This window comes from Guyparkeria hydrothermalis, from assembly GCF_023555375.1.
Taxonomy (GTDB): domain Bacteria; phylum Pseudomonadota; class Gammaproteobacteria; order Halothiobacillales; family Halothiobacillaceae; genus Guyparkeria; species Guyparkeria hydrothermalis.
On the sequence record NZ_JAJSEE010000002.1, the window covers coordinates 105349 to 129579 of the forward strand.

Sequence of the window (24231 nt, forward strand, 5' to 3'; positions counted from 1 at the left end):
ATATGGCGAGCCGCGGTGTGAACAAGGCAATCATCATCGGCAACCTCGGGGTTGATCCGGACGTGCGCTACCTGCCGTCCGGCGGCCAGGTCACCAACATCCGCGTGGCCACCTCCGAGCAGTGGCGCGACAAGACCACCGGTGAGAACCGCGAGAACACCGAGTGGCACCGCATCGTCTTCTTCGGCAAGCTCGCCGAGATCGCCGGCGAGTACCTGAAGAAGGGCAGCCAGGTCTACATCGAAGGTCGCCTGCAGACCCGCAAGTGGCAGGGCCAGGACGGCCAGGACCGCTACACCACCGAGATCGTCGCCAACGAGATGCAGATGCTCGGCGGCCGTCCGGGTGCCGGTGGCGGCCAGGGCGGCGGCTACGGCGGCGGTCAGGCCAGCCAAGGTGGCCAGGGTGGCTACGGTGGTGGCGGTTACGGCGGTGGTGCCGCGGCCGGTGCCGGCGCGGGCTACGCTGGCGGCCAGTCCGACTACGGCGCGCCGCCCCCGCCGCCGAGCCAGGACCAGCGCCCGGCCAAGTCGATCGACGACGGCTTCGGCGAGGACGATATTCCGTTTTAGCGGGTGGCCGCTATAAATGGAAACATTGCAAATCGAACTGAAGCCAGCGGGACCGCTGGCTTTTTTCAATACTAGTTTGTTTCGCTGGCTATTCTAAGGGATTTCTTTATGGATGAAGTTAAATCGCACGCTCACGCATATCCGACGAAAAAGTTCTTCGTGAGGATGATTACGCGAGACATAGATCTAAAGGACTGCATACTCGATCTCATTGACAACAGTGTAGATAACGCATGGGCCGAGAAGGGCGGCCACATCATGAGTTTGCGTGATACAACTGATCTCTCGGACTTTGAAATTCATATAAATATTACGAACGACTGTTTCTCGATCAGGGATAATTGCGGTGGAATGACGCTTGATAGTGCTGTCGACCACGCTTTCAATTTTGGGCGAAAAGAGTTCAGCCCGAATGACAATTATAGTATTGGTGTCTACGGCATTGGGATGAAACGAGCTGTATTCAAAATAGGTAGAGAAGCCGAAGTAAGGAGCACGTACGATGAGGGTGGGGAAAGGTCGTCGTTTAAAGTCCCCATTAATGTTGACGAGTGGGTTCACGATGATGCACCCCCTTGGGATTTCGACATAGAAGAGTCCTCGGATTTGGGTGAAAATGGCGTCGAAATAGTAATCCAAGAACTGACTGAGGAGGCTGAGTCGGAATTTTCCTCACCAGAGTTTTTGGCTGACCTCAGGTGGGTTATTGAGCGTGACTACACGCTGCACCTGCACAAGGGATTGAATATATTTTTGAACGGTAAGAGGCTGACTGGGTGGCGGGTCGAGCTTCGCCAGAGCGAAAATTTCCGTCCTATGCGTGCCGAGTACAACGACATCAGTCGCGATAACGAAGTCGTTGTTGAGATGGTGGGGGGCATGGTTGCACCTCCTCCGGAGAGCGTGGATCCGGATGAAGATTCGAAAGGGGACCGGTTGTCAGGCTGGTATGTAGCCTGCAATGGACGAATCGTGTTGGCGGCAGATAAAACCGAGACAACAGGGTGGGGTGCTGAGGGCTTTCCAAGTTGGCACAAACAGTATTCCGGCTTCATCGGTATCGTTTTGTTCTCCGCACAGAATGCCGCCGCCCTACCACTGACAACGACAAAGAGGAACGTTAATTCGTCCGCAGACCTTTACCGAAGAGCCCGAGCCCGGATGCAAGAAGTTAGCCGGGCGTGGATTGATTACACGAACCAGCGCAAGCGGGATACCGAATCGGCGCGGCATAATGAAGAGGCCTCAAGAGCCGTTTCGATATACGATATTGCCCCACGTGAGCAGGTGCAGCTACCAGAGATAGAGAAAAAGCCCGTTGTGCCAATGGCAAATGTCAGCTACTCAGTCCCGAAAACAAAACTAAAAAAGTTGGCTAGGGAGATGGGCAACGTGACGATGTCCTACCGAGACGTTGGGCAGAAATCATTTGAGTATGCCTATGAAGATTATGTCGGAGAAGATTAATGCCTTCTTTCGAAAAAGTTAACTATAGTTTGCGACCCAGCAAGTCAATCCAGAGGGGGTTGGTGTTCGAGGGGCTTCGCGCAATAAAAGAACGCCTTGCTTTGGCTGACCCTGTTTATATTGGGCTTGGTTCGGTTTGGTTCTCTGATTTCCTTATGGCTCACTCGGCTCTCGATGTTTGGGATATGGTGTCCATTGAGTCTGACGAAATCGGGTTTGAGCGTGCGAAGTTTAACTGCCCTTTTGCGACTGTAAAGGTTAAAAAAGGTGAGGCCGGGGTTGTGATCCAGGATCTAAAAAATGGGGCTGAGTACAGCCAAAGGCCGTGGATGGTGTGGTTGGATTATGACTCCGAGTTGGATGAGAGCGTTTGCCAAGACCTGGCCTATCTCAATCGAAATGCGCCGGAAAATAGTGTGATTATTTTTACCTTCAATGCTCATGAAGGTAATTATGGAAAGCCAGCTGCTCAGAGGCGCTCCCGGGTAATTGAGCTCCTCGGTCGGGTCGTCTCGGAGGATGAGCCGCCAGCAAGCTTCAAAAATAAGTACGGTGCTTTTGAGAAAAGGCTTGCAAAAGCTGTTATCGATCACATGATTTCCGACGCGGTTAAGTGTGGTCGTGAGGGTGGTGCCGTTCCTGCGTTCAATTTAAGATATAAAGATGGCTCCCCTATGGTGACCGTCGGTGGGATTTTGCCGAGCAAGCAGAATAGGGCAGCCGCCGAGGAGCTCGTGAAAAGCGAGCATTGGGACTATATTTCCGAGGCACTAATTGCAGCTCCGAACTTGACGTTGCTGGAAGTGGCGCACCTACAGAAGCTTCTTCCCTCAAGTGCTCCGATCACGAGGCAGGAGGTCCAAACCCTGGGCTTTGATCTTAGTGATGAGCAAGTGCAATCATTCCAGAAGTACTACAAATACTTCCCGTTGTTCGCGCAGATTTCCGCATGACCGGACCAGCTCTTCCTCCGCTGATCGAGTTGTTTTCAGGGACCGGCGGGTTTTCGTTAGGTGCTCATAAGGCTGGATTTAGGGTCGCCGCGGCTTTCGACAATGACCCGGTTCTTACCTCTTCGTATCGGCGCAACTTCCCTGACACGCAGTTTTTCTTGGAGGATGTGTCGTCCTTGACCGCCGCTGCCCTTAGGGAGTCCGTTGGCGGTTCACGTTTCGGTCTTTTTGGCGGGCCTCCTTGTCAAGGATTTAGTGATATTGGCAAGCGAGACCCAAACGACCCTCGTCGAGACTTGCTCGTCCATTTCTTCCGTTTGGTTTCCGAGGCTCGGCCAGTCTTCTTTGTAATGGAAAACGTGCGAGGTTTGGGAAACGCTGATTCCATAGAGGTGCTCGAATCTGCGATGGGTCTTGTTTCTGATCGGTACGCGCTACACGGGCCGGTCATTTTGGACGCGTCCGATTTCGGTGCAGCAACCAAGAGACCGAGGCTCTTTGTGATAGGGGTTCACAGAGACTTCGGGGACGCGGTGACCGCAGAAGATATAGAGTCTCAAAAAAGGCCATCAAAGACTGTTCGGGACGCAATTGCCGACCTCGTCGGTGCCGAGCGCGTGGAGGATTGTGGGGGCTTCGATGTTTGGGAGGTTCCGGAGGTTGTTGCTCGGTCGGAATATGCGAGTTCGTTGTCGCGCTTGGATAGACGATTCACGGGGCACCTTAGGACGAGGCACACTAGTGCGGTTGTCGACCGGTTCAAAGCCCTTTCTCAAGGTGAGCTTGACAAGGTGGGCAGACATCCTCGGCTTGCTTGGAGCGGATTGTGTCCAACGTTGAGAGCGGGTACCGGGGCTGATCGCGGGTCCTATCAATCCGTAAGGCCTATTCACCCGGAAGAGCCGAGGGTGATTACGGTGCGCGAGGCGGCGCGGCTGCAAGGTTTTCCGGACGCACACCTGTTCCACCCTACGATTTGGCATTCTTTTCGAATGATCGGGAACAGCGTATCTCCGCTTATGTCCGAGGCAATCTTTAGGGCGGTTGCCTCGAAGCTGCAAGACTACGCTGAGGCGTCATGAGGGCGGCGGAGCTTGGACCGGCTAACACCTGATCGACGCTCGTGGCTGATGTCCCGTGTGCCGTCCACGAATACGTCTGCCGAGATTCGGGTCAGAAAGGCGGCTCATTCGTTGGGCTTGCGCTTCCGGTTGCATCGCAAAGATCTGCCCGGCTCGCCGGATTTGGTCTTTCCGAAGCATCATGTGGTGCTTTTTGTGCACGGTTGCTTTTGGCACAGGCATCCGGGATGCGGGAAGACCAGCACGCCGAAGTCCCGGGTGGAATACTGGAAGGAAAAATTCCGTTCGAACGTGGAGCGTGATCGCCGCGTCGCGGGAGAGTTAGAGAGCTTGGGTTGGCGAGTCGAGGTTGTCTGGGAGTGCGAAACTAAGGATCGAGCTGTTTTGCTCGCAAAATTGCGTGACATTTTTGGCTTGAGGTGAATTTTGCGATTTAGTCGACGAGGATCTTTGAATAGCCCCGACTTTCTTAGACACCTCAAGAGCCTCACACTGAGGGTTCCGAGGAGGTGCCATGAGCAGTCGACGTTATCCAGACGAATTCAAGGTCGAGGCGGTCAAGCAGGTGACCGAACGAGGCCGCCGGGTGAAGGAGGTGGCCGAGCATCTCGGCGTCTCCCAGCACAGTCTTTATGCATGGATCCGGCGTTATCAGCAGCCGGATGAAGAAAGGCAGAAGCAGCAGGCCCAAGCCGACGAGATCCGCCGCCTGAATGCGCAACTCCGGGAAGTCACCGAGGAGCGCGACATATTAAAAAAAGCGGCCGCGTACTTCGCCAAGCAGTCCGGGTGAGGTACGCGTTCATCAAGGACCATGAACGCGCCCATCCGGTGCGCCGCCTTTGCCGTTTGATGGATGTCCATCCGAGTGGTTACTACGCCTGGAAGCGGCAGCCGGATTCCCGGCGACAGCGGGAAGACCGACGGCTGCTGGGCGTGATCAAGCAATCCTGGCTGGAGAGCGGTGGCGTCTACGGCTATCGCAAGATCCACCACGACCTGCGGGACCTGGGCGAGCGTTGCGGTAAGCACCGTGTGGCCCGGCTGATGCGTGGAGAAGGATTGAAGTCACAGACCGGCTACCGGCGCCGCCCCGGTTTTCGTGGTGGACGCCCTGCCGTCGTGGCGCCGAATCACTTGCAGCAGCAGTTCGACGTTTCCGCCCCCAACCAGGCCTGGGTGACGGACATCACCTACATCCGCACCCACGAGGGATGGCTGTACCTGTCGGTGGTCCTGGACCTGTTCTCCCGGCAAGTCATCGGCTGGTCCATGCGCCCACGCATGGACCGGGAGCTGGCCATGAATGCGTTAATGATGGCCGTGTGGCGACGCCAGCCTGATGGCCCGGTCGTCGTCCACTCCGACCAGGGAAGCCAATTCAGCAGTCACGACTGGCAGGACTTCCTCAAGGCCCACGGTCTCGTGGGCAGCATGAGCCGGCGGGGCAACTGTCACGACAACGCCGTGGCGGAGAGCTTCTTCCAGTTGCTCAAGCGTGAGCGAATCCGACGCCGGATCTATCCGGACCGGGAAGAAGCCCGTCGAGACGTGTTCGATTACATCGAGCTCTTCTACAACGCCCGCCGCCGTCATGGCTACATCGGCGGGCTGTCTCCGGTCGAGTTCGAGAAGCGCTATTTCAACCGGCTCGCGAGTGTCTAGAAAACCGGGGGCGATTCACTTGTCTCGATGGGCGAGGCGGGGACTGTTGTTAAAGGTCGCACGAAAACCCCGCTCGTTTTGAGCGGGGTTTTTCGTTTTGGGCCGAGCGGTGTGATCAGTCCTTGGCGACCACCGGCAGGCCGGCCTCTTCCCAGGCGTCCATACCGCCCATCAGGTTGGCGACGTTGGTGTAGCCGACGCGTCGCAGCAGGCTCGCGGCGACGGTCGAGCGCATGCCCGAGCCGCAGACCAGCGTGACCGGCTCGTCCTTGCCCACGCCGTCGAGCCCGTCGCGGGCATCGTGGGCCGGGGTGTGGCGCGCGCCGAGCGCGTGGCCCTCGTTCCATTCGCTGGTCTCGCGCACGTCCCACAGCGCGCGGCGGTCGTGGTCGAGGTCGGTCTTGGCGGTCTCGGCATCGACCAGCGGGAGGTTGTCGAACGCCTCGCCGGCCTTGAGCCAGGCATCGAAGCCACCGTCAAGGAAACCGACCACGTTGTCCTGGCCGACGCGTACCAGTGCGCGAATGGCATCGCTGATCAGCTCGTCGTCGCCGTCGTGGTCGACCAGGATCAGCGGCTGGTCCGCCGGGGCGATCCAGCCGGCCCAGGTGCTGAGGTTGTCACCGAACTCGATGCCCAGCGAGCCCTTGATGTGTGCGGCGTTGAAGGCCAGTCGGTCGCGGATGTCGATCACCACCGCGCCGTTGGCCATCTGGGCCTTGAGGTCGTCGATGTCGAACACCTCGATCTCCTCGGCAATCAGGTCGACCATGCCCTGCACCGGCTTGGGCCCCTCGGAGTTGGTGACCTTGTTGCGCGGGTAGAAGTCCGGCGCCGGCGGCAGGTTGCCGAGCAGCGTGTCGATGAACTCGTCTTCCGTGAGCGACGGGTCGAGCAGCGGGTTGGCGGCGCGCTCGTAACCCAGCGTCGAGACGGTGCGCCCGGACATGCCGGCGCCGCAGGCCGAGCCCGCGCCGTGCCCCGGGCGGATCTCCAGGCCGTCGGGCAGGCCGTGGAGCTTCTCGCGCACGCTGTGGAATGCCTGCTTGGCCAGCCCGCGGGTGGCCTCCTCGCCCAGGAGGTCCGGGCGGCCGAGGCTGCCGACGAACAGGAAGTCGCCGGTCAGGGCGACGGCCGGGACGTCCGTCGAGCGCGCGCCGTCATAGACCAGGAAGGTGAGGTGCTCCGGGGTGTGCCCCGGCGTATGTAACGCCTCGATGCGGACGTTGCCCATCTGCACCGAGTCGCCTTCCTGCATCGGCAGGTGGTCGAAGCCCACCTCGAAGACCTCGTTGTCGTCGTAGGCGGACAGGTGCAGCTTGGCGCCGGTCACCTCGGCCAGCTCGCGTGCGCCGGAGGCGTAATCCGCGTGGATGTGGGTGTCCAGCACGTGGCGGATGACGTAGCCCTCCTGTTCGGCGAAATCGAGATAGAGGTCGATGTCGCGGCGCGGATCGACGATCGCCAGCTCCTTGCTTTGCTGGCAGCCGACGGCATAGCTCAGTTGGGAAAGGCCGGATTCTTCGAACGCTTCGAACAGCATGCGTACTCCCTCGGAGATGAATAAGCGTGGGTATGAATAAGTCTGACTTGGGAATCTATCAGATAAATTGTTGACTGACTGTCCGACCTTGGGATGGGCCACGAGTTTCTCAACCCTCGGCCGGCGATCGGGCGGGTCGGGATGGACGAGTTGAGGGCGGGCGTGGCGTCGGCGCCACAGTGCGGCAAGGTGGTTGTTGCGCCCGCGCCGACACCTGTGCTTAGCTCGAAGTCGACGGGCCGCCCACGCGCCGCTCCCTGCGCGGCGGTTGCGGCCCGTCGATCCGCCTGAAACCACCTGCGACCGGTCTCGCGCCGGTCGCCGACAGGAGGCCCCGGTGCCCTCGATCTGGACCGACATCGCCACCCAGGCCACCGCCTTTCGTCGCCGGCTGCACCAGGCGCCGGAATTGACCTGGCAGGAACACGCCACCGCCGGCGTGATTCGCACCGAGCTCGATCACCTCGGCATCCCCTGGCGCGCCTGCGCCGGCACCGGCACCGTCGGGACGCTGGCCCCCGAAGCCACCGGGCGGCACATCGCCCTGCGCGCGGACATCGACGCCCTGCCCATCGACGAGATCACCGGCGCCGAGTGGGCCTCGGGCACGCCCGGGATCATGCACGCCTGCGGCCACGACGGGCACACCGCCACGCTGCTGGCGGTCGCCCGCTGGCTCAAGACCTGCGAGGACCACCTGCCCGGCCCGGTCACCCTGCTGTTCCAGCCCGCCGAGGAAGGCGGGCACGGCGCACGCGAGATGATCCGCGACGGCGCGCTCGAGGGCGTGGACTGGGTGTTCGGTTGGCACAACTGGCCGGCGATCCCCTTCGGCCAGGCCGTTTGCCCGGACGGCCCGGTGATGGGCGCGAACGGCACCTTCGAGATCCGGCTGACCGGCAGCGGCGGGCACGCCAGCCAGCCTGAGGCCTGCCGCGACCCGCTACTCGCCGGCGCCGCGCTGGTGCAATCCATCCAGCAGATCGTCTCGCGCCGACTGGCCCCGCAGACCGCCGCGGTGGTCAGCGTGACCACCTTCGAGGCCGGCGGCGCGATCACCGCCATCCCCGACACCGCCCGTCTGGCCGGTTCCGTGCGCGTCGAGCGCACCGACCAGCGCGACGCGGTGGCCGAGCATCTCGAACAGATCGCTCACGATACCGCGGCGGCCTACGGGGTCGAGGCGCGCGTGACGTTCACCCCCCGCTACCACGCCACCGTCAACCACCCGGAGGCTGCGGCGCACTACCGCGGCGCCCTGGCGCGCGCCCTGGGTGCCGGCTGGCGCGATACCTCCCTGCCGGTGCCGATCATGGCGTCGGAGGATTTCAGCTACTACCTTCGGGAAGTCCCCGGCGCCTTTGCCCTGATCGGCGCCGACGACGGGCAGGGCCACCACGAGCCCTGTCACAGCCCGCGCTACGACTTCAACGACCGGCTGATCGACCCGGTGGGGCGCATCTTCGCCGACATCGTCGGCGCGCCGATCGAGGTCGCGACGGACTGAACTGTCGACAGGCCCGGCCTGTCGACCGAGAGGCTTGCCGGACGAACCGGCCTTTTGGCCCGCCGCGCGGTGGCGGGCCCGTTCACACCCGAAACGAAGGGGAGAAAGCGCCAATGCACATGCAGGTGTTCGAGCAGTGGGAATCCGAGATCCGCGCGTACTGTCGCGCCGCGCCCACGGTCTTTCATTCGGCGAGCAACGCCCGCCAGACCGACGAGCAGGGGCGAAGTTACATCGATTTCTACGCCGGCGCCGGGGTGCTCAACTTCGGGCACAACGACCCGAAGATGAAGGACGCGATCATCGACTACATCCAGAACGATGGCGTCGCGCACAGCCTGGACATGTACACCAGCGCCAAGCGCGCCTTCATCACCAAGTTCGTCGACACGATCCTCAAACCGCGTGACATGGACTACCGGCTGCAGTTCGTCGGCCCGACCGGCACCAACGCCGTCGAGGCGGCACTCAAGCTCGCCCGCCGCGTCACCGGCCGCCAGCAGGTGGTCTCCTTCCACCACGCCTTCCACGGGATGACGCTGGGCGCGCTGGCGGCGACCACCAACGCCCACTTCCGCAACGCCGCCGGCGTGCCGCTGGACAACGTCACGCACCAGGCCTTCGGCTGCGAGAGCCCGTGCCCGAACTGCCAGCTCGGTTGCGGCATGCCCTCGCTCGAGCGCCTGCGCGACATCTACGCCGATCCGTCCTCGGGCTTCCCGAAGCCGGCGGCGTTCCTGGTCGAGACCATCCAGGCCGAGGGCGGCGTGCGGGTGGCCTCCGAGGAATGGCTCAAGGGCATCCAGGACCTCGCCCGCGAACTGGGCGCGCTGTTCATCGTCGACGACATCCAGGTCGGCTGCGGCCGCACCGGGCCGTACTTCTCATTCGACGAGATGGACCTCGACCCGGACATCATCACGCTGGCCAAGGGTATCGGCGGCTTCGGCACGCCCATGGCGATGAACCTCAACAAGCCCGAGCACGACAAGCACTGGCTGCCCGGCGAGCACACCGGCACCTTCCGCGGCCAGGACCTGTCGTTCATCGCCGGCACCGTGGCGCTGGGCTACTTCGACGACCCGGCGTTCATGGACGAGACCCGCCGCAAGGGCGAGGTGATCCGAAAGCGCCTGGAGAAAATCGCCGGCAAATACCCGCGCTTCGCCGTGCGCGGCCGCGGCATGATGCAGGCGCTGGACTTCATCGACGGCGATCTCTCCAAGCGCATCGCCCGCGAATGCTTCGATCGCGGCCTGCTGGCGGCGGTCTGTGGTTCGAAGGGGCAGGTGATCAAGCTGATCCCGCCGCTGACCATTCCCGACGACGACCTCGAGGAAGGACTGAACCTCTTCGAGCAGGCCGTCGATGCACAGGTGGAGGGCTGACCCATGCGCCAACGCGACGACATGACCTTCCCGATGGAGGAATACGAGCGCCGGCTCGGCGAGTTGCGCATGCGCATGGCCGAGCGGCTGCTCGACGCGGTGATCATCACCGACCCCGAGAACCTGATGTACCTCACCGACTACCAGACGACGGGGTACTCGTTCTTCCAGGCGCTGGTGGTGCCGCTGGATGACAAGCCGTTCATGATCACGCGGACGATGGAAGAGTCCAACGTCCACGCGCGGACCTGGGTGGAGATCACCCGGCCCTACCCGGACACCGGGGATGCCATCCAGATGCTGGTCTCCTCGCTGAAGGAATTCGGGCTGGCCAACAAGTACATCGGCTACGAGCGCAACAGCTACTTCTTCCCCGCCTACCAGCAGGACGCGCTGCACACCACGCTGACCGGCGCGAAGCTGCTCGATTGCTTCGGCATCGTCGAGTGCGGCCGGCGCACCAAGTCCAAGCACGAGATCGAGATCATGCGCCGCGCCGCCATCGCCACCGAGGCGGGCATGAAGGCGGGGCTGGAGGCCTGCAAGGCGGGCGTGACCGAGAACGAGATCGGCGCCGAGGTCTGCGCGGCGATGTTCCGCGCCGGCGGCGAACCGCCCGCCGTGTTGCCCTACGTCACCTCCGGCCCGCGCACCATGATCGGCCACGCCACCTGGGAGGGGCGCGTGGTCAAGCCGGGCGAGCACGTCTTCCTCGAGGTGGCCGGCTGCTACCGCCGTTACCACACCGCCATGATGCGCACCGCCGTGCTGGGCGAGCCCACCGAGCTGATGTGGAAGGCCCAGGAGCGCATGAAGGAGGCGCTCGAGCGGGTCAAGGCGCTGATCCGCCCGGGCGTCACCGTCTCGGACGCCGACAACCTGGTCCGCTCGATCATGACCGTCGACGATGCCCACGGGAAGCTGATCACCCGTTCGGGTTACTCGATCGGCATCGCCTTCCCGCCCAGCTGGGACGAGGGGTACATCCTCAGCCTGATGCACGGCGACAAGACCGTCCTGCGCGAGGGCATGACCTTCCACATCATCCCCTGGGCCTGGGGCGTGGACGGCGACAAGACCTGCGGCATCTCCGACACCATCTACATCACCAGTGACGGCTGCAAGTCGTTCTTCGACATGGAGCAGGACTTCACCGTCAAGCGCGAGGAGGCTAAGCGCGAGATCCCCGACGAGCCGGTGATCGAGCTGCTCGCCTCGCGCCACGATGACAAGTCGGATGCCAAGGCCAAGTCCGACCACAAGAAAGACCACAAGCATTCCCAGAAACAGTCGAACCAGAAGAACTCGAAGGAGTCGCGCGCCTCATGAGCCAGACCGTCATCAACCCGACCACGGGCAAGACCCTGCACGACTTCCCGGTGATGGACCCGGCCCAGCGTGACGCGGTACTCGAGCGCAGTGACGTCGCCTATCGCGACTGGCGCAAGACCAGCTTTGCCGAGCGCGCCGACCTGCTGCGGCGCGTGGCACAGGTGATGCGCGAGGACCGCGAGCGCCTGGCGCTCTTGATGACCGACGAGATGGGCAAGCCGATTCGCGAGGCGCGCGGCGAGGTCGACAAGGCCGCCTGGTGCGCCGAGCACTACGCCGATCACGCCGAGGAATACCTGGCCAGCGAGATGCTCGGCTCGGACGCCACGGTCAGCTACGTGCAGTACCTGCCGATCGGCACCGTGCTGGGCATCCTGCCGTGGAACGCGCCGTTCTGGCTCGCCTTCCGCTTCGCCGCCCCGGCCCTGATGGCCGGCAACACCTGCGTGATGAAGCACGACGCCCACGTGCCGGCCTGCGCGGCGGGCATCGCCGAGAGCTTCGAAAAGGCCGGCTTCCCGCAGGGCGTGTTCCAGAACCTGCCGCTGGAAACCGAGGACATCCAGGGCGCGATCGAGACCGAGTGCGTACGCGCCGTCTCGTTCACCGGCTCCGACCGTGCCGGCTCGATCGTCGCGGCCACGGCCGCCCGGCAGATCAAGCCGGCCGTGCTGGAGTTGGGCGGTTCCGACCCGGTGATCGTGCTGGCGGACGCCGATCTCGAGGCCGCCGCCGACACCGTGGTGCTCTCGCGGATCATCAACGCCGGGCAGTCCTGCATCGCGGCCAAGCGCATCATCATCGAGGAGTCCGTCTACGAGCGCTTCCTCGAGATGATGAAGGTGCGTCTCGAAAAGCTGACCATGGGCGATCCGCGCGAGGAATCCACCGACGTCGGACCCATCGCCCGCGCGGATCTGCGCGACGGGCTGCATCGGCAGGTGCGGGCCTCCGTCGAGGCCGGCGCGCGCTGCCTGATGGGCGGCGAGATGCCCGAGGGCGACGGGTTCTTCTACCCCGTCACCCTGTTGGCCGACGTCGACGACACCATGGTCGCCTTCTGCGAGGAGACCTTCGGTCCCATCGCCGTGGCCATGTCCGCGCGCGACGCCGACCACGCCCTCGAGATTGCCAACAGCACCCAGTACGGCCTGGGCGCCGCCGTCTGGACGGCGGACACCGCCCGCGCCATCCACATGGCCCGCGACATCGAGGCCGGCCAGGTGTCGATCAACGGCATCGTCAAGACCGACCCGCGTCTGCCCAGCGGCGGCGTCAAGCGCTCCGGCTACGGCCGCGAACTCGGCCCGCATGGCATCAAGATGTTCGTCAATGCCCAGCAGGTCTGGGTGGGGCCGAAGCAAGGCTAACTCGAAGCGGACAGCTGGAAGCTGGAAGAGAGAGGCCAGCGTGCCGAGCGGGGAGACCCCCGCCGGGCGCTGGCCTTTTTGTTTGTGTGGCCGCCCGCGCCGGGTGCGCACCCGGCCTTTCAAACATGCGACCATGCGCATTCGGGCGCAATGCCCCACAGGGAATAACCACTGACCAAGGAGGTGTCATGTCACCGCAAGCGAAAGTCATCGCCGGCCTCGGCCTGCTGCTCGGGCTGAGCGGCTGCTCCATCACCCAGACCGTTGACCCGGTCGCCGACAACGACATCGAGCGCATCTGCGTCGAACACAACCCCGACGTCCTGATGGACGGCTTCGAACCGGCCGTCTGCGAGCTGATCGAGGAGCAGGGACTTTCTACCGAGGTGTACAAGGACGAACGACCGGTCGGCTGCTCCCATTACCTCGAGTACACCGCCAACTGGCGCTGGGACATGGCGATGTACCTGTCCTATGCCGATCTCAAGGTATTTGGCCAGGATGGGCTTGAGGGGCGTGCGACCTATGACGCCCGGAATGGGGGTGGTCGGATGGACAAGTTTGGGCCGACGCGTAGCAAGATTGAGCCATTGGTTGAGGAGTTGTTTGGTGGTGCGGATACCGAAGGTCAGGATTGAGGAAAGAGATAAAGGGTTCTGACCCCTTTTTCTCTTTCCATGGCGCGTCATAACAATGTTGTTTTAAAAATGAAAACGGTTATTAAAAGAGATCAGGTTTACCACTTTTCTATTATGATGCCCGCCTTTGCATTCTCAATGGCAAGTTTTGCTCCTATATGGATGGTGGGGGTTTCGCCAACTTCGGTTGCTGTGGGCGTGCTGCTTTCGCCGTTGTCTGTTCTGTTTGCGTTCTTGACCTGGAAGCTTTTTCTGATTCGAAATAAGGTCATTGAACTTTCGGACGAGGGGATTCTGGTTGAGGGAAGAAAAGACATATTCTATCGATGGGATGAAATAAGAGACTTTACGTTTACTCGAAGATGGGTGGGGGTATTGCTAAAGGATAGAGAAGAGCGAGTGGGGTTTTGGAGAAGTTTGGCCAGAGGGTTGGCAGGTGGAGGCGAGCCGCTCGCTGACTTATGGCTTTACGAAGGAAAACCAGATGACATAAAAGCGATTTTGCGAGCAGCTCTCCGGGACAAAATGGATTTGTAGATTTTTATAGAGAAATGGGTCAGGATGAAAGGGTTCTGACCCCTTTTGTTCAATTGATCTGAGGGGGCAGAGTAGATATTCATGAAGCCAAGGAGAGGCGATGATCATTCTCAAAATTATTCAGTGGTTCCTTGGCATCGTGATGATCTTCTATCTTTACAAGGCGCTACTAGGCCACATCCATCATGGTGATGGGTGGCGTGCTGGCATGGTGGCTACTACTTGGCTACTGCTGGCGACTATAACCTCAGGGTTTCTCGAGCTTGGTTAGCGAAAGGGGGAAAACCTTTTTTGATCAACTGGGTTTTCGCACGCTTGATCTGCTGTGCATCTTGAGCGGGCTCAGCTGCCAGGCGCGCGAGGCACTTTCTCTTGCTTGCCCAAGAGAAAGTGCCCAAAGAGAAGGGCACCCCTCGCCTTGGCCCTGCGGGCTTCCCTCCCGTCCGGGGTGCCGCGGACGGGTCGGTTCGACGCGACGTCCTGTCGCGGCGAACCTCAGCGCCACGGCCTTGTGGCGCTGACCCTGCGGCACCCCGGCCGCTCGGCAAGGGCGAAGGGGGGGTGGGTGGCTGATGATTCGTTGCTCCTGATGGAGATTCGCGCCTGAAGGCGCTCCTACGGGGTGTGCATTGTGTAGGAGCGCCTTTAGGCGCGATGGATTGGTGAGGGATTGCTGGCGGGGCACGCGCCGTTGGCGCGTTTCGCGAGCGGGGCTCGCTCACCGGGGATCGGGTGGTTGTGGGAGCGGCCCTTGGCCGCGAAAGCCGCGGTGCGGCTGTCCTGCGTTCGGGCGGGCAGAAAAGGTAGTTTTTCAACGAGGGATTCTCGGCTGGCAATCCCCGGGGCCCCTGCGCCTTGCCTCGTTACCGCCGGGTTGCAGGGTCGGAGCGACATGGACGTCGCTCCGAGGTTCTGCGCGACACGATGTCGCGTCGAACCGACCCGTCCGCTACCCGGTGGTGACGAGGGAAGCCCGAAGGGCCAAGGCGCCGGGGTGTCCTTGTCTTTGGGCACTTTCTATTGGACAAGCAATAGAAAGTGCCTCGGGCGTTGGCAAGGCGGTGTGATCGAAACCTCCGGACGTGACAAACGCCCGAAACCGTTCCGCCTCCGCGACAAGGCTCCCCGCAAAAAAGGTTAGGGCATTGCCGTGGCTTGAATCTCCGAACGATCAGGAATCCTCAAGCAACACGTCGGGACGCTTCTCGGCAATCGCGAGCAATCGCCTGGCCGGCCCCGTGGGATGACGTCTGCCTTGTTCCCATTGCTGGAGCGTGCGGACGGACACGCCGAGCAGTCGGGCGAACTGAGTTTGCGAGAGCCCCATGCGTGCCCGCAACGAGGCGACTGGAGTGAGTTCTACCTCGGTCACCCTCGTGGCCTCGCCTTTTTTCATCTGTTTTACCGATTCGAGCAGGTCGTTCTGGAACGTCTCCATCTCGGCATCATGCTTGGCGGTCATGGTTCCACCTCGTTTTTCAGTTTCGCCAGAAACGACGGTTCCAGGTTGTCGAATTTGGCCTTGGTATACGCGATGAGTAACCAGATCCGTCCGTCGGTTACGTTGAAGTAAATCACCCGGGCACCGCCACGTTTGCCCATCCCCGAGCGAGACCAGCGCACCTTGCGACAACCTCCCGAGCCCGGGATGACGTCACCGGCGCATGGGTTGGCGGCGATCCACTCGATGAAAGCCATGCGTTCGTCTTCCGACCAGATTTCCTTGGCGTACTTCTGGAAGATGGGTGTTTCGGCCACCGTGTGCATGGCAAAAATATACGCCAATGGCGTACTCTGGGCAACTCGTGGAGAAGGGGCGGCACCTTACCCAGCCCGCGTACTGTTCGGATTCCGGCGATGGGGATTCTGTCCCGGATTCCCGCCCTGTTGAGGCTACACTGGCAGCCACCTGACCTAGCCGAAGCCCGAAACCATGCCCGTGGATATCGATGCGCTCTACCCGAAGCTGATCCACCTGATGATGGACGCGGTCTTCGTGGTCGACGCGGACAACCAGATCGTCTTCGTGAGCGATGCCTGCGAGGCGCTGCTTGGCTACCGCGCCGAGGAGCTGATTGGCACGCCGATCACCGACTACATGCATCCCGACGATCTGGAGGCGACACACGACTCGATTGGCCGGGTGATGAGCGGTCAGTCGCACAACGATTTCCACAACCGGTATATCCGCAAGGACGGCTCGGTCGTCGATATCCTCTGGTCGGCCCGCTGGTCCGAGGAGGACGGCGTGCGTATCGGCGTGGCGCGGGACGTGACGGCGCTCAGGCTGGCCGAGGACAAGTTGCGCTTCCTTGCTCATCACGATCCGCTGACGGGGCTGACCAACCGATCGCTGTTCAACGACCGCCTGGACTCGGCCCTGCGTGCGGCCCATCGCCATCAGCGCAGGCTCGCCCTGCTGTTCCTGGACGTCAACGACTTCAAGTCGATCAATGACAGCCATGGCCACGCGATGGGGGATCGCATGCTCTGCACGATCGCCCGGCGGCTGGAACGCTGCGTGCGCGAGACGGACACGGTGGCCCGCATGGGGGGTGATGAGTTCATTGTGCTGTTGACGGACATCCCGTCGGCGGATGCCGTCGCCATGAAGGTCGACGAGATTGCCGCGGTCCTGGCCGAGCCGCTGGGCGCCGAGTTCGACGGGATGAAGACCGTCGCCTGCAGCATCGGCATGGCCTGTTATCCGGCGGACGGAGAGGATGCCCATACCCTGCTGAGCCATGCGGACGACGAAATGTACCGGCTGAAGGGGCGCCGATCGTAAACCGGCTGACGCGCTGACAAATTGCCGTCTTCGGCTGGTGGCGCGGCTGCCGACCGTTTCGGCCCGCGTGGGGGCGGACGCAGGCCGGCTTGAACCTGGCCCGGGAGAATCCTAGGCTCTGAAGGTTCGGTTTGCGGCGTGCGACAAGGCCGCCGAGGACCACACTTTCTCGATGCGAGTCCGGCGGGGGTGACATGCAATTCCCTTCGAGCATGAGGTTCGCGCTGTTCGGTGCCGGCCTGATCGCCATCACCTACGGGCTCGCGCGCTTTGCCTTCGGCCTGTTTGTGCCGCCGATCCGCGCCGATCTGGGGCTGTCGCCGGACGTGGTCGGCGTGATCGGTGCCCTGCCGCTGATCAGCTTCATCCTCGCCTCGTTCGCCGCGCCAACGCTCGCCAAGCGGATGGGCGCCCGCTACACGGCGATGCTCTCGGGCACGCTCGCGGCCAGTGGGCTGCTGGTGATCAGCCAGTCGCCGGATGCGGTGTCGCTGGGCGTGGGGGTGTTTGCCTGCGGTGTCGCCACCGGCCTGATGATGCCGGCGCTGTCGGGGGCGATGCAGGCGGTGGTCGATCGCTCGATGCACGGGCGGGTGAGCTCGATCATGAACGCGGGCACCAGCGTGGGTGTGGCGGTGGCCGTGCCGGCGGTGCTGTTGCTGGCCGACGCGTGGCGGATCGCCTACGGCTCGTTTGCCTTCCTGGCCGTCATCGGGCTGGTGGCCACGTGGTTCGTCATTCCATCGGTGTCGCGGGTCACGCCGAGGGAGGCCGAGACCCCGCCGCCGATCACCTCGCTGCAGTGGTGGCGCCTCGGGCGGCTGTCGGTGTTCGCCTTCCTGATGGGCTTCGTCTCGGCGGCCTACTGGATCTTCGCGCCGGACCTCGTGGTCACGCTGGGTGATCTGCCGCCCGGTGCCACCGGCTGGCTGTGGCTGGCCGTCGGCATCGCCGGTCTCGGCGGGGCGGTGGTGGCGGATCTCGCCGACCGCAACAACCCGCCGATCACCCAGGCACTGATGCTGATGATGTTGTCGACCAGCCTGGCGTTGCTCGCCGCCAGCCCCGGCAACCTGTTCCTGGCGGCCTTCTCCGCCCTGGTCTTCGGCCTGGCCTACATGAGCCTGACGGGGCTCTACCTGATGACCGGCATCCGCCTGTTGCCCGGGCGCCTGTCGCTGGGGCCGGTGCTGCCCTTCGTGGCGGTCTCGCTCGGTCAGGCGGCGGGCTCACCGGTCGTGGGCGTGCTGGTCGAGCAGTTCGGTTACAACCAGGCGTTCGCCATGTTCGCCGCGATCGGCGTGGTGGTCGCCATGCTCTCGCCCCTGTACCCGCGCCCCCTCGGTGAAGCGGCGGCGGAAAACGAGAGGGAAACCGGCCTGCAGGCGGCCTACGACCATCAGCTCCTGGACGGGGATGGCAAGCCGCTGGACCCCCACGCGAGCGAGGCGCGGGCCTCCTAGGCAGTCCTAGCGAAACGCGACGGTGTTCCGCCCTTGGCGCTTGGCGTCGTAGAGGGCGTCGTCGGCGCGCTTGACCAGCGTGTCGGGGGTGTCGCCCGGGCGGTAGAGGCTGGCGCCGATGCTGGTGGTCACGCGGCCGGCCTCGGTGAAGGGCGTGGTCTCGATCGCCTCGCGCAGCTTTTCGGTGAAGGCAACCAGGTTCGCCCTGTCGGCATGCGGGGCGATGATGAGGAATTCCTCGCCGCCCCAGCGGCCGAGCAGGTCGGTCTGGCGGCAGTTGCGACGCAGCACATCGACGAACTCGCGCAGCACGGCATCCCCGGCACGGTGACCGTAACGGTCGTTGATCGCCTTGAAGTGGTCGATGTCGAGGATGATCACGCCGAAGCCCTCGCCGTAGCGCTCGGCCTGGCGCGTCTCCTCCCCCAGCGCCAGGTCGAGGCGGTGGCGGTTGAACACGCCGGTGAGCTTGTCGGTGACGGCCAGCCGCTCGGACTGCCGGTACGCGGCCTCGAGCTGGCGCTTGAGATTGGCCTGCTTCCAGTAGATCAGCCCGCCGGCGACGATCAGCAGCACGAACACCGCGCTCACCTGCCAGAGCAGGGTGTAGTCGACGCGCTGGTCGTAGCGGATGGCGATCCACTTGTTGTTGATGTCCCGGCGCTGTTCCTCGGTGATGCTGGCGACGGCCTTCTGCATGATGCCGTGCAGGACCGGCCGGTCCTCGCGCACGGCCACGCCCATGTCCCAGGACTTGCCGGTGTCGCCGGTGATGCGCAGTTCGCCGGTGTACTCGGTCTGCAGCTTGTAGCCGATGGTGGCGAGCGTGCCGATGTAGCCGAACACCTCGCCGCGGCGCACCATCGCCAGGCCGGCGTCGATGTCGGTCACCTCGACCAGTTCGAGGTCGGGGAAGTCGTGGCGTAGCAGCTCGGCGAAGGCGTACAGCGCCGGGATCGCGATCTTGCGTCCCTTGAGGTCGTCGAGCCCGTCGATGAAGGCGACGTCCGCCTTGGTCGCGATCACCAGCGGGGTCCGGATGTAGCTGTCGGTGAACTCGGCATAGCTCTCGCGCTCGGGCGTGCGCATGGCGAGGCTGAACAGCTCGCAACGCCCGGCCTTGAGCGCTTCGACCGATTCCGACCAGGTCGCCACCGGCAGCGGGCGGAAATCCACGCCCAGCGCCTGCTCGAACAGGGCGAAGTAGTCGGCGCTGATGCCGTCGTGCTCGCCCTGCTCGTCGAAGCGCTCGAAGGGCATCCAGTTCGGATCGATGCAGATGTCGATGTGGCGTGCCCGATCCAGGTAGGCGCGCTCGGCCTCGGTCAGGTCGATGGCCGGCAACGCCCCCGGTGTGGCCGCGCCGCGCACATCCAGCCAGCGGGCGGTGAGGGCCTGCCACTCGGCCGGGGTGATGGCATCCAGGCCCTTCTGCATGATCGAGCGCAGCGCGGGCTTGTCCGGCGTGATGCCGAAGCGCAGGTCTTCCTCGTTCACCCCGGGCAGGTCCAGCTCGCCGGCGATGCGGATATTGGTGTAGGCGCGGCGCTTGATCACGGCGTTGATGTTGGTGAGGTTCTGGACCAGGGCGTCGATCTCGCCCAGCACCAGTGCACGGGTCATTTCCTGGTAGGTGCCGTAGCGCCGCAGCTCCATGCCGTCGACGGCCTCGAGGTCCTTGACGTAGAAGATGTCCTCGATCACCCCGACCCGTTTCCCCTCGAGGTCTTCCAGCCCGTCGTAGCTGCCGAAGTCGTCGCGCACGAAGACGAAGATCGGCAGCTCGTAGTACGGCTCGGTGTAGAGCGTGAAGGGGGTGCGGTCCTCGCGGTAGGAGATGCTCGAGATCACGTCGACCTCGCCGTCGCGGAAGCGACGGAACGAATCGCCCCAGGCGCCGAAGGTCTTCTCGAACCTGAGCCCCGTCTTGGCGGCGATCAGGTGCAGGAGGTCGTGCTCGAAACCGTTGCCCGAGCCGTCGCCGAGGACGGTGAACGGCGGATGCTCGACCATCATGGCGATGCGGGCGGTCGGGTGGTCGTCGAGGAACGCCTTTTCGTCGGCACTGAGGGTCACGGCCGATGCGTCCTGGGTAGTCGCGCCCTGAGCCATGACTCCCTGGGTCATCACCGGGGCGATCAGCAGGAACCAGGTCCCGAGGAGAGTAAGGCAGAGTCGCTTCATGGCCGGGGCGTGGTTCCGTCGGTGCCAGGGGTGCGTTCCGGCCGTGGGGCCGGTTGCGAGAGAGTCCTTGCGATCCGGCCGCCGCGGCATGCGGCTGCCCGGCGTGCCGGTTGGGTCGTGCCGGTTGGGTCGTGCCTGGATCGGGGTATAAGGAAAACTGTATGTCAGCCGTCGGGCGCGGGCAAGGGGGTGACGAGGCCGCGCCGCTATACCTGCCCGTACTGGCCGGCCGCGCCTACCCAGCGTGCGATCAACGGGTGGACCGACTCGGGGAAGCGCTCGAGGAGCTCGTCGGCCAGACGCCCGGCCTCCTCGAGCTTGCCCTGGTCTTCCTGCAAGTCGGCGATCTTGAGTTTGGCGATGCCGGCCTGGCGGGTGCCGAGCACCTCGCCGGGGCCGCGCTGCTCGAGGTCGGCCTCGGCCAGTCGAAAGCCGTCCTCGGTCTCGCGCATCAACCCCAGCCGTGCCCGGGCGCGATCCGAGAGCGGCTCCTCGAACAGCAGCACGCAGTGGCTGGCGGTCGCGCCGCGACCGACGCGACCGCGCAACTGGTGCAGCTGGGCCAGCCCCATGCGCTCGGCGTTCTCGATGATCATCAGCGAGGCATTGGGCACGTCCACGCCCACCTCGATCACGGTGGTGGCCACCAGCAGGTGGTAGTCGCCGGCCTTGAAGCGGGCCATCTCGCGCTGCTTCTCGGCGGCGTTCATGCGCCCGTGCACCATGCCGATGTTCAAATGCGGCAACTCCTCGCCCAGCATGGCGAAGGTGGTCTCGGCCGCCTGCGCCTCGATCTGTCCCTCCTCGATCAGCGGGCAGACCCAGTAGGCCTGGCGGCCTTCGGCGCAGACCTGGCTGATGCGCTCGATTACCTCGCCACGGCGGTCGGCGCGCACCACCACGGTGGTCACCGGGGTCCGCCCCGGCGGCAGTTCGTCGATGACCGAGACATCGAGATCCGCGAACTGCGTCATCGCGAGCGTGCGCGGGATGGGGGTCGCGGTCATGATCAGCTGGTGCGGGCGACGGGCGCCACCAGAGCCCGCTGAACCAGGCTGGCTCGCGCCCTTGTCGGTCAGCGCCAGGCGCTGGTGCACGCCGAAGCGGTGCTGCTCGTCGACGATTACCAGCCCGAGTCGGTGGAAGTCCACCGACTCCTGGAACAGGGCGTGGGTGCCGATCACGATCTGCGCCCGCCCGTCGGCCAGCTGCGCGAGTCCCTCCCGTCGGTTGGCCGCCGATTGCTGGCCGGAGAGCAGCAGCACCGACAGCCCCAGCGGCTCGAACCACTGGGCGAAGTTGCGGGCGTGCTGCTCGGCGAGGAGGGCCGTCGGCGCCATCAGCGCGACCTGGTAGCCGGCGTCGATCACGTCCAGCGCCGCTGCCGCGGCCACCAGGGTCTTGCCCGAGCCGACGTCGCCCTGCACCAGCCGCAGCATCGGCAACGCCTGGGCCAGGTCCGTCTTGATCTCGCCGATCACCCGCTGCTGCGCGCCCGTGGGCGTGAAGCCCAGGTGTCCGAGCAGTTGAGCGAACAGGTGGTCGCGCGGCGGGATGGCCGGGGCGGCGACCTGGCGGGTGACCGCCCGGCGCTGGCGCAGGGCGAGGATGTGGGTGGCCAGTTCCTCGGTGATCAGCCGTTGCAGCGCCGGCTCGCCGCGTGCGGGCACCCCGTCGTTGCGCTTGGGCAGGTGGATGCGTTGCAGGGCGCGCATCAGTGACGGCCAGCCGCGGGCCTCGCGGATGGCGCCGGGCAGCGGGTCGGACAGATCGCGCACCGCCACCTCCATGGCGGCCTCGACCAGTTGGCGCAGCTTGGGCTGGGCGATGCCCTCGGTGGCCGGGTAGACCGGGCGGATCTGGCCGATCTGGTTGGGGGCGACCAGCTCCGGCTGGGCCATCTCGAGCCCGTGCGGGCCCTGTTGCAGCTCGCCGAACACGAGGTAGCTGCGCCCGGCCTGCGGGGTGGGCCCGAAGCGACCGAAGAACCAGATGGTCACGGCGACGGGGCCCTGCGGTCCCTCGCCCACGCCCTGGCAGACCAGCCGGGCCTTGCCGCGGAACAGGGGGCGCACCTCGTTGATCCGGACCTCGAACAGCGCCGCCTCGCCCAGGTGTTCCGGCGAGAGCGGTTGCCGGGTGCCACGGTCCTCGTAGCGCAGGGGCTGGTGCCAGAGCAGGTCGCCGACGGTCTCGATGTGCAGGCGCGCGAGCTTTTCGGCGACCTTCGGCCCGACGCCGGGCAGGTCGGCCACGGGCGAGGAAAGCCCCGGAGATGGCTTTCTGGTGCGCCCCGAGCCAGTGGCCCTGCCGGATGTGCGGTTTTTTTTGGGTGCGGAGGGAGACATGCGGGCGCCGGTTCTGTCAAACGAGGATTTTTGCCGATATACTACGCGCCGTTGCGCATGCCAAAACGATAAAGATTCTGGAGGACTCTCGTGGCTCAACATACCCCCAAGGTCGATCCGATGTCGAAGCTGGTGGGCTTCGCTTCGGCGCTGGTCCTGCTGGTCGTCGTGTTCTATTTCATCAGCTCGCTGATGAACACCGTCGACGAGAACTCGCTCGAAGGGCAGGTGGTCGAGAAGCCGGAAAGCAAGGAAGAGGAAACCAAGACTGCCTCGGCGGACGAGAAGTCGGGTGGCGACGAGACGTCCTCTGGTGGTTCCGGTGGCGACATTGCCGCCGGCAAGGAAAAGTACGCCTCCTGCGCGGCCTGTCACGGTGCCGACGGCAAGGGTCAGGGCGGCGCCTTCCCGGTGCTGACCGGCATTCCGGCCGACGAGGCCGAGAAGAAGCTGACCGCTTACCGCGAAGGCGACCAGGAATACCTGAAGTCGGTCGGCCTGGGCGATCGCTACGGCACCATGGCGCCGAACGCGGCCAACCTCTCCGACGCCGACATCGCTGACCTGGCCGCCTACATCGGCGACGCCTTCGGCGGTGGTGCCGGTGGTTCGGCCGACGGCGGCGACAGCGCTGGCGGCAACGGCGGCGGTGCGGTCGACGGTGACGTCGCGGCCGGCAAGGAGGCCTACGCCTCCTGCGCGGCCTGCCACGGCGCCGACGGCAACGGCCAGGGCGGTGCGTTCCCGGTACTGACCGAGATGGACGCGGCCGATGTGCAGAAGAAGCTGACCGCCTACCGTGAAGGCGACCAGGAGTACCTGAAGTCGGTCGGCCTGGGCGATCGTTACGGCACCATGGCGCCGAACGCGGCCAACCTCTCCGACGAGCAGATCGCCAACCTGTCGGTCTACATCGCCGACGAGTTCGGTGGCACCAACGGTGGCGGCGATGCCGGCTCCAACGGTGGCGACTCGGCCAAGGCCGAGAGCGACGACGGCGCCAAGGAAGAGAAGTCCGCCGAGCCGCGCATCGTCAGCGAGTCGCTGATCAACCGCGGTGCCGCGCTGTACTCCTCCTGCGCCATCTGTCACGGCGCCGAGGGCGAGGGTGGCGAGCTCTTCAACGCGCCCAAGCTGGTCGGTACCAAGATGGACCAGACCATCAGCCTGCTGAAGATCTACCGCAAGGGCCAGGAAATGGGCCCGAACTCCTACGCGATGATCCCGCAGGCCAAGGGCCTGACCGACGATGACATTGAGGCCCTGGGTGCCTACATCGAGGTCATGGACGACGAGGAGCTGCCGGCCGAAGCCGAGGGTGATGCCCCGGCAGGCGCGTCGGCCCAGTAAGTTGGCCCACTAAGGTGACGCGGTAACCCGCTTCATCGCCTCAG

21 protein-coding genes are annotated in these 24231 nt (G+C 64.0%); 16 read left to right on the plus strand and 5 right to left on the minus strand.

Going from position 1 to position 24231, the window contains the following annotated elements; all coding sequences use genetic code 11:
• Positions 1-2: 2 nt before the first annotated feature.
• From ssb to LV475_RS03135, 6 genes are all read left to right on the plus strand, one after another.
• A complete protein-coding gene (gene ssb / locus LV475_RS03115; RefSeq protein WP_250105737.1) occupies positions 3-572 on the plus strand; it encodes a single-stranded DNA-binding protein in 570 nt (189 codons plus the stop codon).
• Positions 573-680: 108 nt separating this feature from the next.
• Complete coding sequence (locus LV475_RS03120) at positions 681-2039, plus strand: ATP-binding protein (protein ID WP_136868023.1); 1359 nt, start codon at positions 681-683, stop codon at positions 2037-2039.
• The gene (locus tag LV475_RS03125; protein ID WP_250105738.1) at positions 2039-2992 is read left to right on the plus strand and encodes an O-methyltransferase; all 954 of its coding nucleotides are present in this window, start codon (positions 2039-2041) and stop codon (positions 2990-2992) included. Before LV475_RS03120 ends, LV475_RS03125 begins: the two co-directional genes overlap by 1 nt.
• Positions 2989-4074, plus strand: a complete 1086-nt coding sequence (locus LV475_RS11170) for a DNA cytosine methyltransferase (protein WP_136868025.1) — start codon at positions 2989-2991, stop codon at positions 4072-4074. Before LV475_RS03125 ends, LV475_RS11170 begins: the two co-directional genes overlap by 4 nt.
• Before the next feature lie 12 nt (positions 4075-4086).
• Positions 4087-4497 (plus strand): very short patch repair endonuclease, encoded by a 411-nt coding sequence (locus tag LV475_RS03130; protein ID WP_136868026.1) that lies wholly within the window; start codon positions 4087-4089, stop codon positions 4495-4497.
• Positions 4498-4588: 91 nt separating this feature from the next.
• Positions 4589-5739, plus strand: a protein-coding gene (locus LV475_RS03135; RefSeq protein WP_250105739.1) for an IS3 family transposase whose coding sequence is annotated in 2 segments (ribosomal slippage) — positions 4589-4838 and positions 4838-5739 — 1152 coding nt in all. Because the reading frame shifts where the segments join, the coding sequence is not laid out codon by codon here.
• 115 nt (positions 5740-5854) lie between these two features.
• Here LV475_RS03135 and LV475_RS03140 read toward each other — a convergent pair.
• Positions 5855-7282, minus strand: coding sequence for an MBL fold metallo-hydrolase (locus LV475_RS03140; RefSeq protein ID WP_136867946.1), 1428 nt, complete (start codon positions 7280-7282; stop codon positions 5855-5857).
• 337 nt (positions 7283-7619) lie between these two features.
• Here LV475_RS03140 and doeB2 point away from each other — a divergent pair, with 337 nt between their 5' ends.
• The 7 genes from doeB2 to LV475_RS03175 all read left to right on the plus strand — a co-directional run bounded on the left by doeB2 (position 7620) and on the right by LV475_RS03175 (position 14325).
• Positions 7620-8789, plus strand: coding sequence for a N(2)-acetyl-L-2,4-diaminobutanoate deacetylase DoeB2 (doeB2, locus tag LV475_RS03145; RefSeq protein ID WP_136867947.1), 1170 nt, complete (start codon positions 7620-7622; stop codon positions 8787-8789).
• 113 nt (positions 8790-8902) lie between these two features.
• The gene (locus tag LV475_RS03150; protein ID WP_247709545.1) at positions 8903-10177 is read left to right on the plus strand and encodes an aspartate aminotransferase family protein; all 1275 of its coding nucleotides are present in this window, start codon (positions 8903-8905) and stop codon (positions 10175-10177) included.
• A gap of 3 nt (positions 10178-10180) precedes the next feature.
• Positions 10181-11506: an ectoine hydrolase gene (gene doeA / locus LV475_RS03155; RefSeq protein WP_136867948.1), complete on the plus strand. Its 1326-nt coding sequence runs from the start codon at positions 10181-10183 to the stop codon at positions 11504-11506.
• On the plus strand, positions 11503-12879 hold the full coding sequence (locus LV475_RS03160; protein ID WP_136867949.1) for an NAD-dependent succinate-semialdehyde dehydrogenase: 1377 nt from the start codon (positions 11503-11505) through the stop codon (positions 12877-12879). Before doeA ends, LV475_RS03160 begins: the two co-directional genes overlap by 4 nt.
• Positions 12880-13067: 188 nt before the next feature.
• Positions 13068-13517, plus strand: coding sequence for an Sbal_3080 family lipoprotein (locus tag LV475_RS03165; RefSeq protein WP_136867950.1), 450 nt, complete (start codon positions 13068-13070; stop codon positions 13515-13517).
• A gap of 39 nt (positions 13518-13556) precedes the next feature.
• Positions 13557-14054 carry a PH domain-containing protein gene (locus LV475_RS03170; RefSeq protein WP_136867951.1) on the plus strand — a complete coding sequence of 166 codons (498 nt, stop codon included), beginning with the start codon at positions 13557-13559 and terminating at the stop codon, positions 14052-14054.
• A 100-nt stretch (positions 14055-14154) separates the two neighbouring features.
• The gene (locus LV475_RS03175) at positions 14155-14325 is read left to right on the plus strand and encodes a hypothetical protein (RefSeq protein ID WP_169303684.1); all 171 of its coding nucleotides are present in this window, start codon (positions 14155-14157) and stop codon (positions 14323-14325) included.
• A gap of 900 nt (positions 14326-15225) precedes the next feature.
• Here LV475_RS03175 and LV475_RS03180 read toward each other — a convergent pair.
• Together LV475_RS03180 and LV475_RS03185 are read right to left on the minus strand one after the other, a co-directional pair.
• Entirely contained in the window at positions 15226-15516 is a 291-nt protein-coding gene (locus LV475_RS03180; protein ID WP_250105740.1) for a helix-turn-helix domain-containing protein, read from the minus strand.
• Positions 15513-15839, minus strand: coding sequence for a transcriptional regulator (locus LV475_RS03185; RefSeq protein ID WP_347709471.1), 327 nt, complete (start codon positions 15837-15839; stop codon positions 15513-15515). The genes LV475_RS03180 and LV475_RS03185 overlap by 4 nt, the downstream gene beginning before the upstream one ends.
• Before the next feature lie 148 nt (positions 15840-15987).
• Between LV475_RS03185 and LV475_RS03190 the strand changes: the two genes are divergently transcribed.
• Both LV475_RS03190 and LV475_RS03195 read left to right on the plus strand, forming a co-directional pair.
• Positions 15988-16842 (plus strand): sensor domain-containing diguanylate cyclase, encoded by an 855-nt coding sequence (locus tag LV475_RS03190; protein WP_136867921.1) that lies wholly within the window; start codon positions 15988-15990, stop codon positions 16840-16842.
• A 212-nt stretch (positions 16843-17054) separates the two neighbouring features.
• Positions 17055-18305, plus strand: a complete 1251-nt coding sequence (locus tag LV475_RS03195) for an MFS transporter (protein ID WP_250105741.1) — start codon at positions 17055-17057, stop codon at positions 18303-18305.
• Between the two features lie 6 nt (positions 18306-18311).
• Here the strand turns inward: LV475_RS03195 and LV475_RS03200 are convergent, their stop codons facing one another.
• Both LV475_RS03200 and recG read right to left on the minus strand, forming a co-directional pair.
• Entirely contained in the window at positions 18312-20489 is a 2178-nt protein-coding gene (locus LV475_RS03200; RefSeq protein WP_250105742.1) for a transporter substrate-binding domain-containing diguanylate cyclase, read from the minus strand.
• A 206-nt stretch (positions 20490-20695) separates the two neighbouring features.
• Positions 20696-22939, minus strand: coding sequence for an ATP-dependent DNA helicase RecG (recG, locus tag LV475_RS03205; RefSeq protein ID WP_250105743.1), 2244 nt, complete (start codon positions 22937-22939; stop codon positions 20696-20698).
• Here recG and LV475_RS03210 point away from each other — a divergent pair.
• Complete coding sequence (locus tag LV475_RS03210) at positions 22928-24187, plus strand: c-type cytochrome (RefSeq protein ID WP_250105744.1); 1260 nt, start codon at positions 22928-22930, stop codon at positions 24185-24187. The genes recG and LV475_RS03210 overlap by 12 nt on opposite strands.
• Positions 24188-24231: the final 44 nt, after the last annotated feature.

Excerpts from the sequence above, each read along its gene's own strand:
- ssb (WP_250105737.1), top strand. The coding sequence starts at position 3 with ATGGCGAGCCGCGGTGTGAACAAGGCAATCATCATCGGCAACCTCGGG.
- LV475_RS03120 (WP_136868023.1), top strand. The coding sequence starts at position 681 with ATGGATGAAGTTAAATCGCACGCTCACGCATATCCGACGAAAAAGTTC.
- LV475_RS03125 (WP_250105738.1), top strand. The coding sequence starts at position 2,039 with ATGCCTTCTTTCGAAAAAGTTAACTATAGTTTGCGACCCAGCAAGTCA.
- LV475_RS11170 (WP_136868025.1), top strand. The coding sequence starts at position 2,989 with ATGACCGGACCAGCTCTTCCTCCGCTGATCGAGTTGTTTTCAGGGACC.
- LV475_RS03140 (WP_136867946.1), bottom strand. The coding sequence starts at position 7,282 with ATGCTGTTCGAAGCGTTCGAAGAATCCGGCCTTTCCCAACTGAGCTAT.
- LV475_RS03150 (WP_247709545.1), top strand. The coding sequence starts at position 8,903 with ATGCACATGCAGGTGTTCGAGCAGTGGGAATCCGAGATCCGCGCGTAC.
- doeA (WP_136867948.1), top strand. The coding sequence starts at position 10,181 with ATGCGCCAACGCGACGACATGACCTTCCCGATGGAGGAATACGAGCGC.
- LV475_RS03160 (WP_136867949.1), top strand. The coding sequence starts at position 11,503 with ATGAGCCAGACCGTCATCAACCCGACCACGGGCAAGACCCTGCACGAC.
- LV475_RS03165 (WP_136867950.1), top strand. The coding sequence starts at position 13,068 with ATGTCACCGCAAGCGAAAGTCATCGCCGGCCTCGGCCTGCTGCTCGGG.
- LV475_RS03170 (WP_136867951.1), top strand. The coding sequence starts at position 13,557 with ATGGCGCGTCATAACAATGTTGTTTTAAAAATGAAAACGGTTATTAAA.
- LV475_RS03175 (WP_169303684.1), top strand. The coding sequence starts at position 14,155 with ATGATCATTCTCAAAATTATTCAGTGGTTCCTTGGCATCGTGATGATC.
- LV475_RS03180 (WP_250105740.1), bottom strand. The coding sequence starts at position 15,516 with ATGACCGCCAAGCATGATGCCGAGATGGAGACGTTCCAGAACGACCTG.
- LV475_RS03190 (WP_136867921.1), top strand. The coding sequence starts at position 15,988 with ATGCCCGTGGATATCGATGCGCTCTACCCGAAGCTGATCCACCTGATG.
- LV475_RS03195 (WP_250105741.1), top strand. The coding sequence starts at position 17,055 with ATGAGGTTCGCGCTGTTCGGTGCCGGCCTGATCGCCATCACCTACGGG.
- LV475_RS03200 (WP_250105742.1), bottom strand. The coding sequence starts at position 20,489 with ATGAAGCGACTCTGCCTTACTCTCCTCGGGACCTGGTTCCTGCTGATC.
- recG (WP_250105743.1), bottom strand. The coding sequence starts at position 22,939 with ATGTTGAGCCACGAGAGTCCTCCAGAATCTTTATCGTTTTGGCATGCG.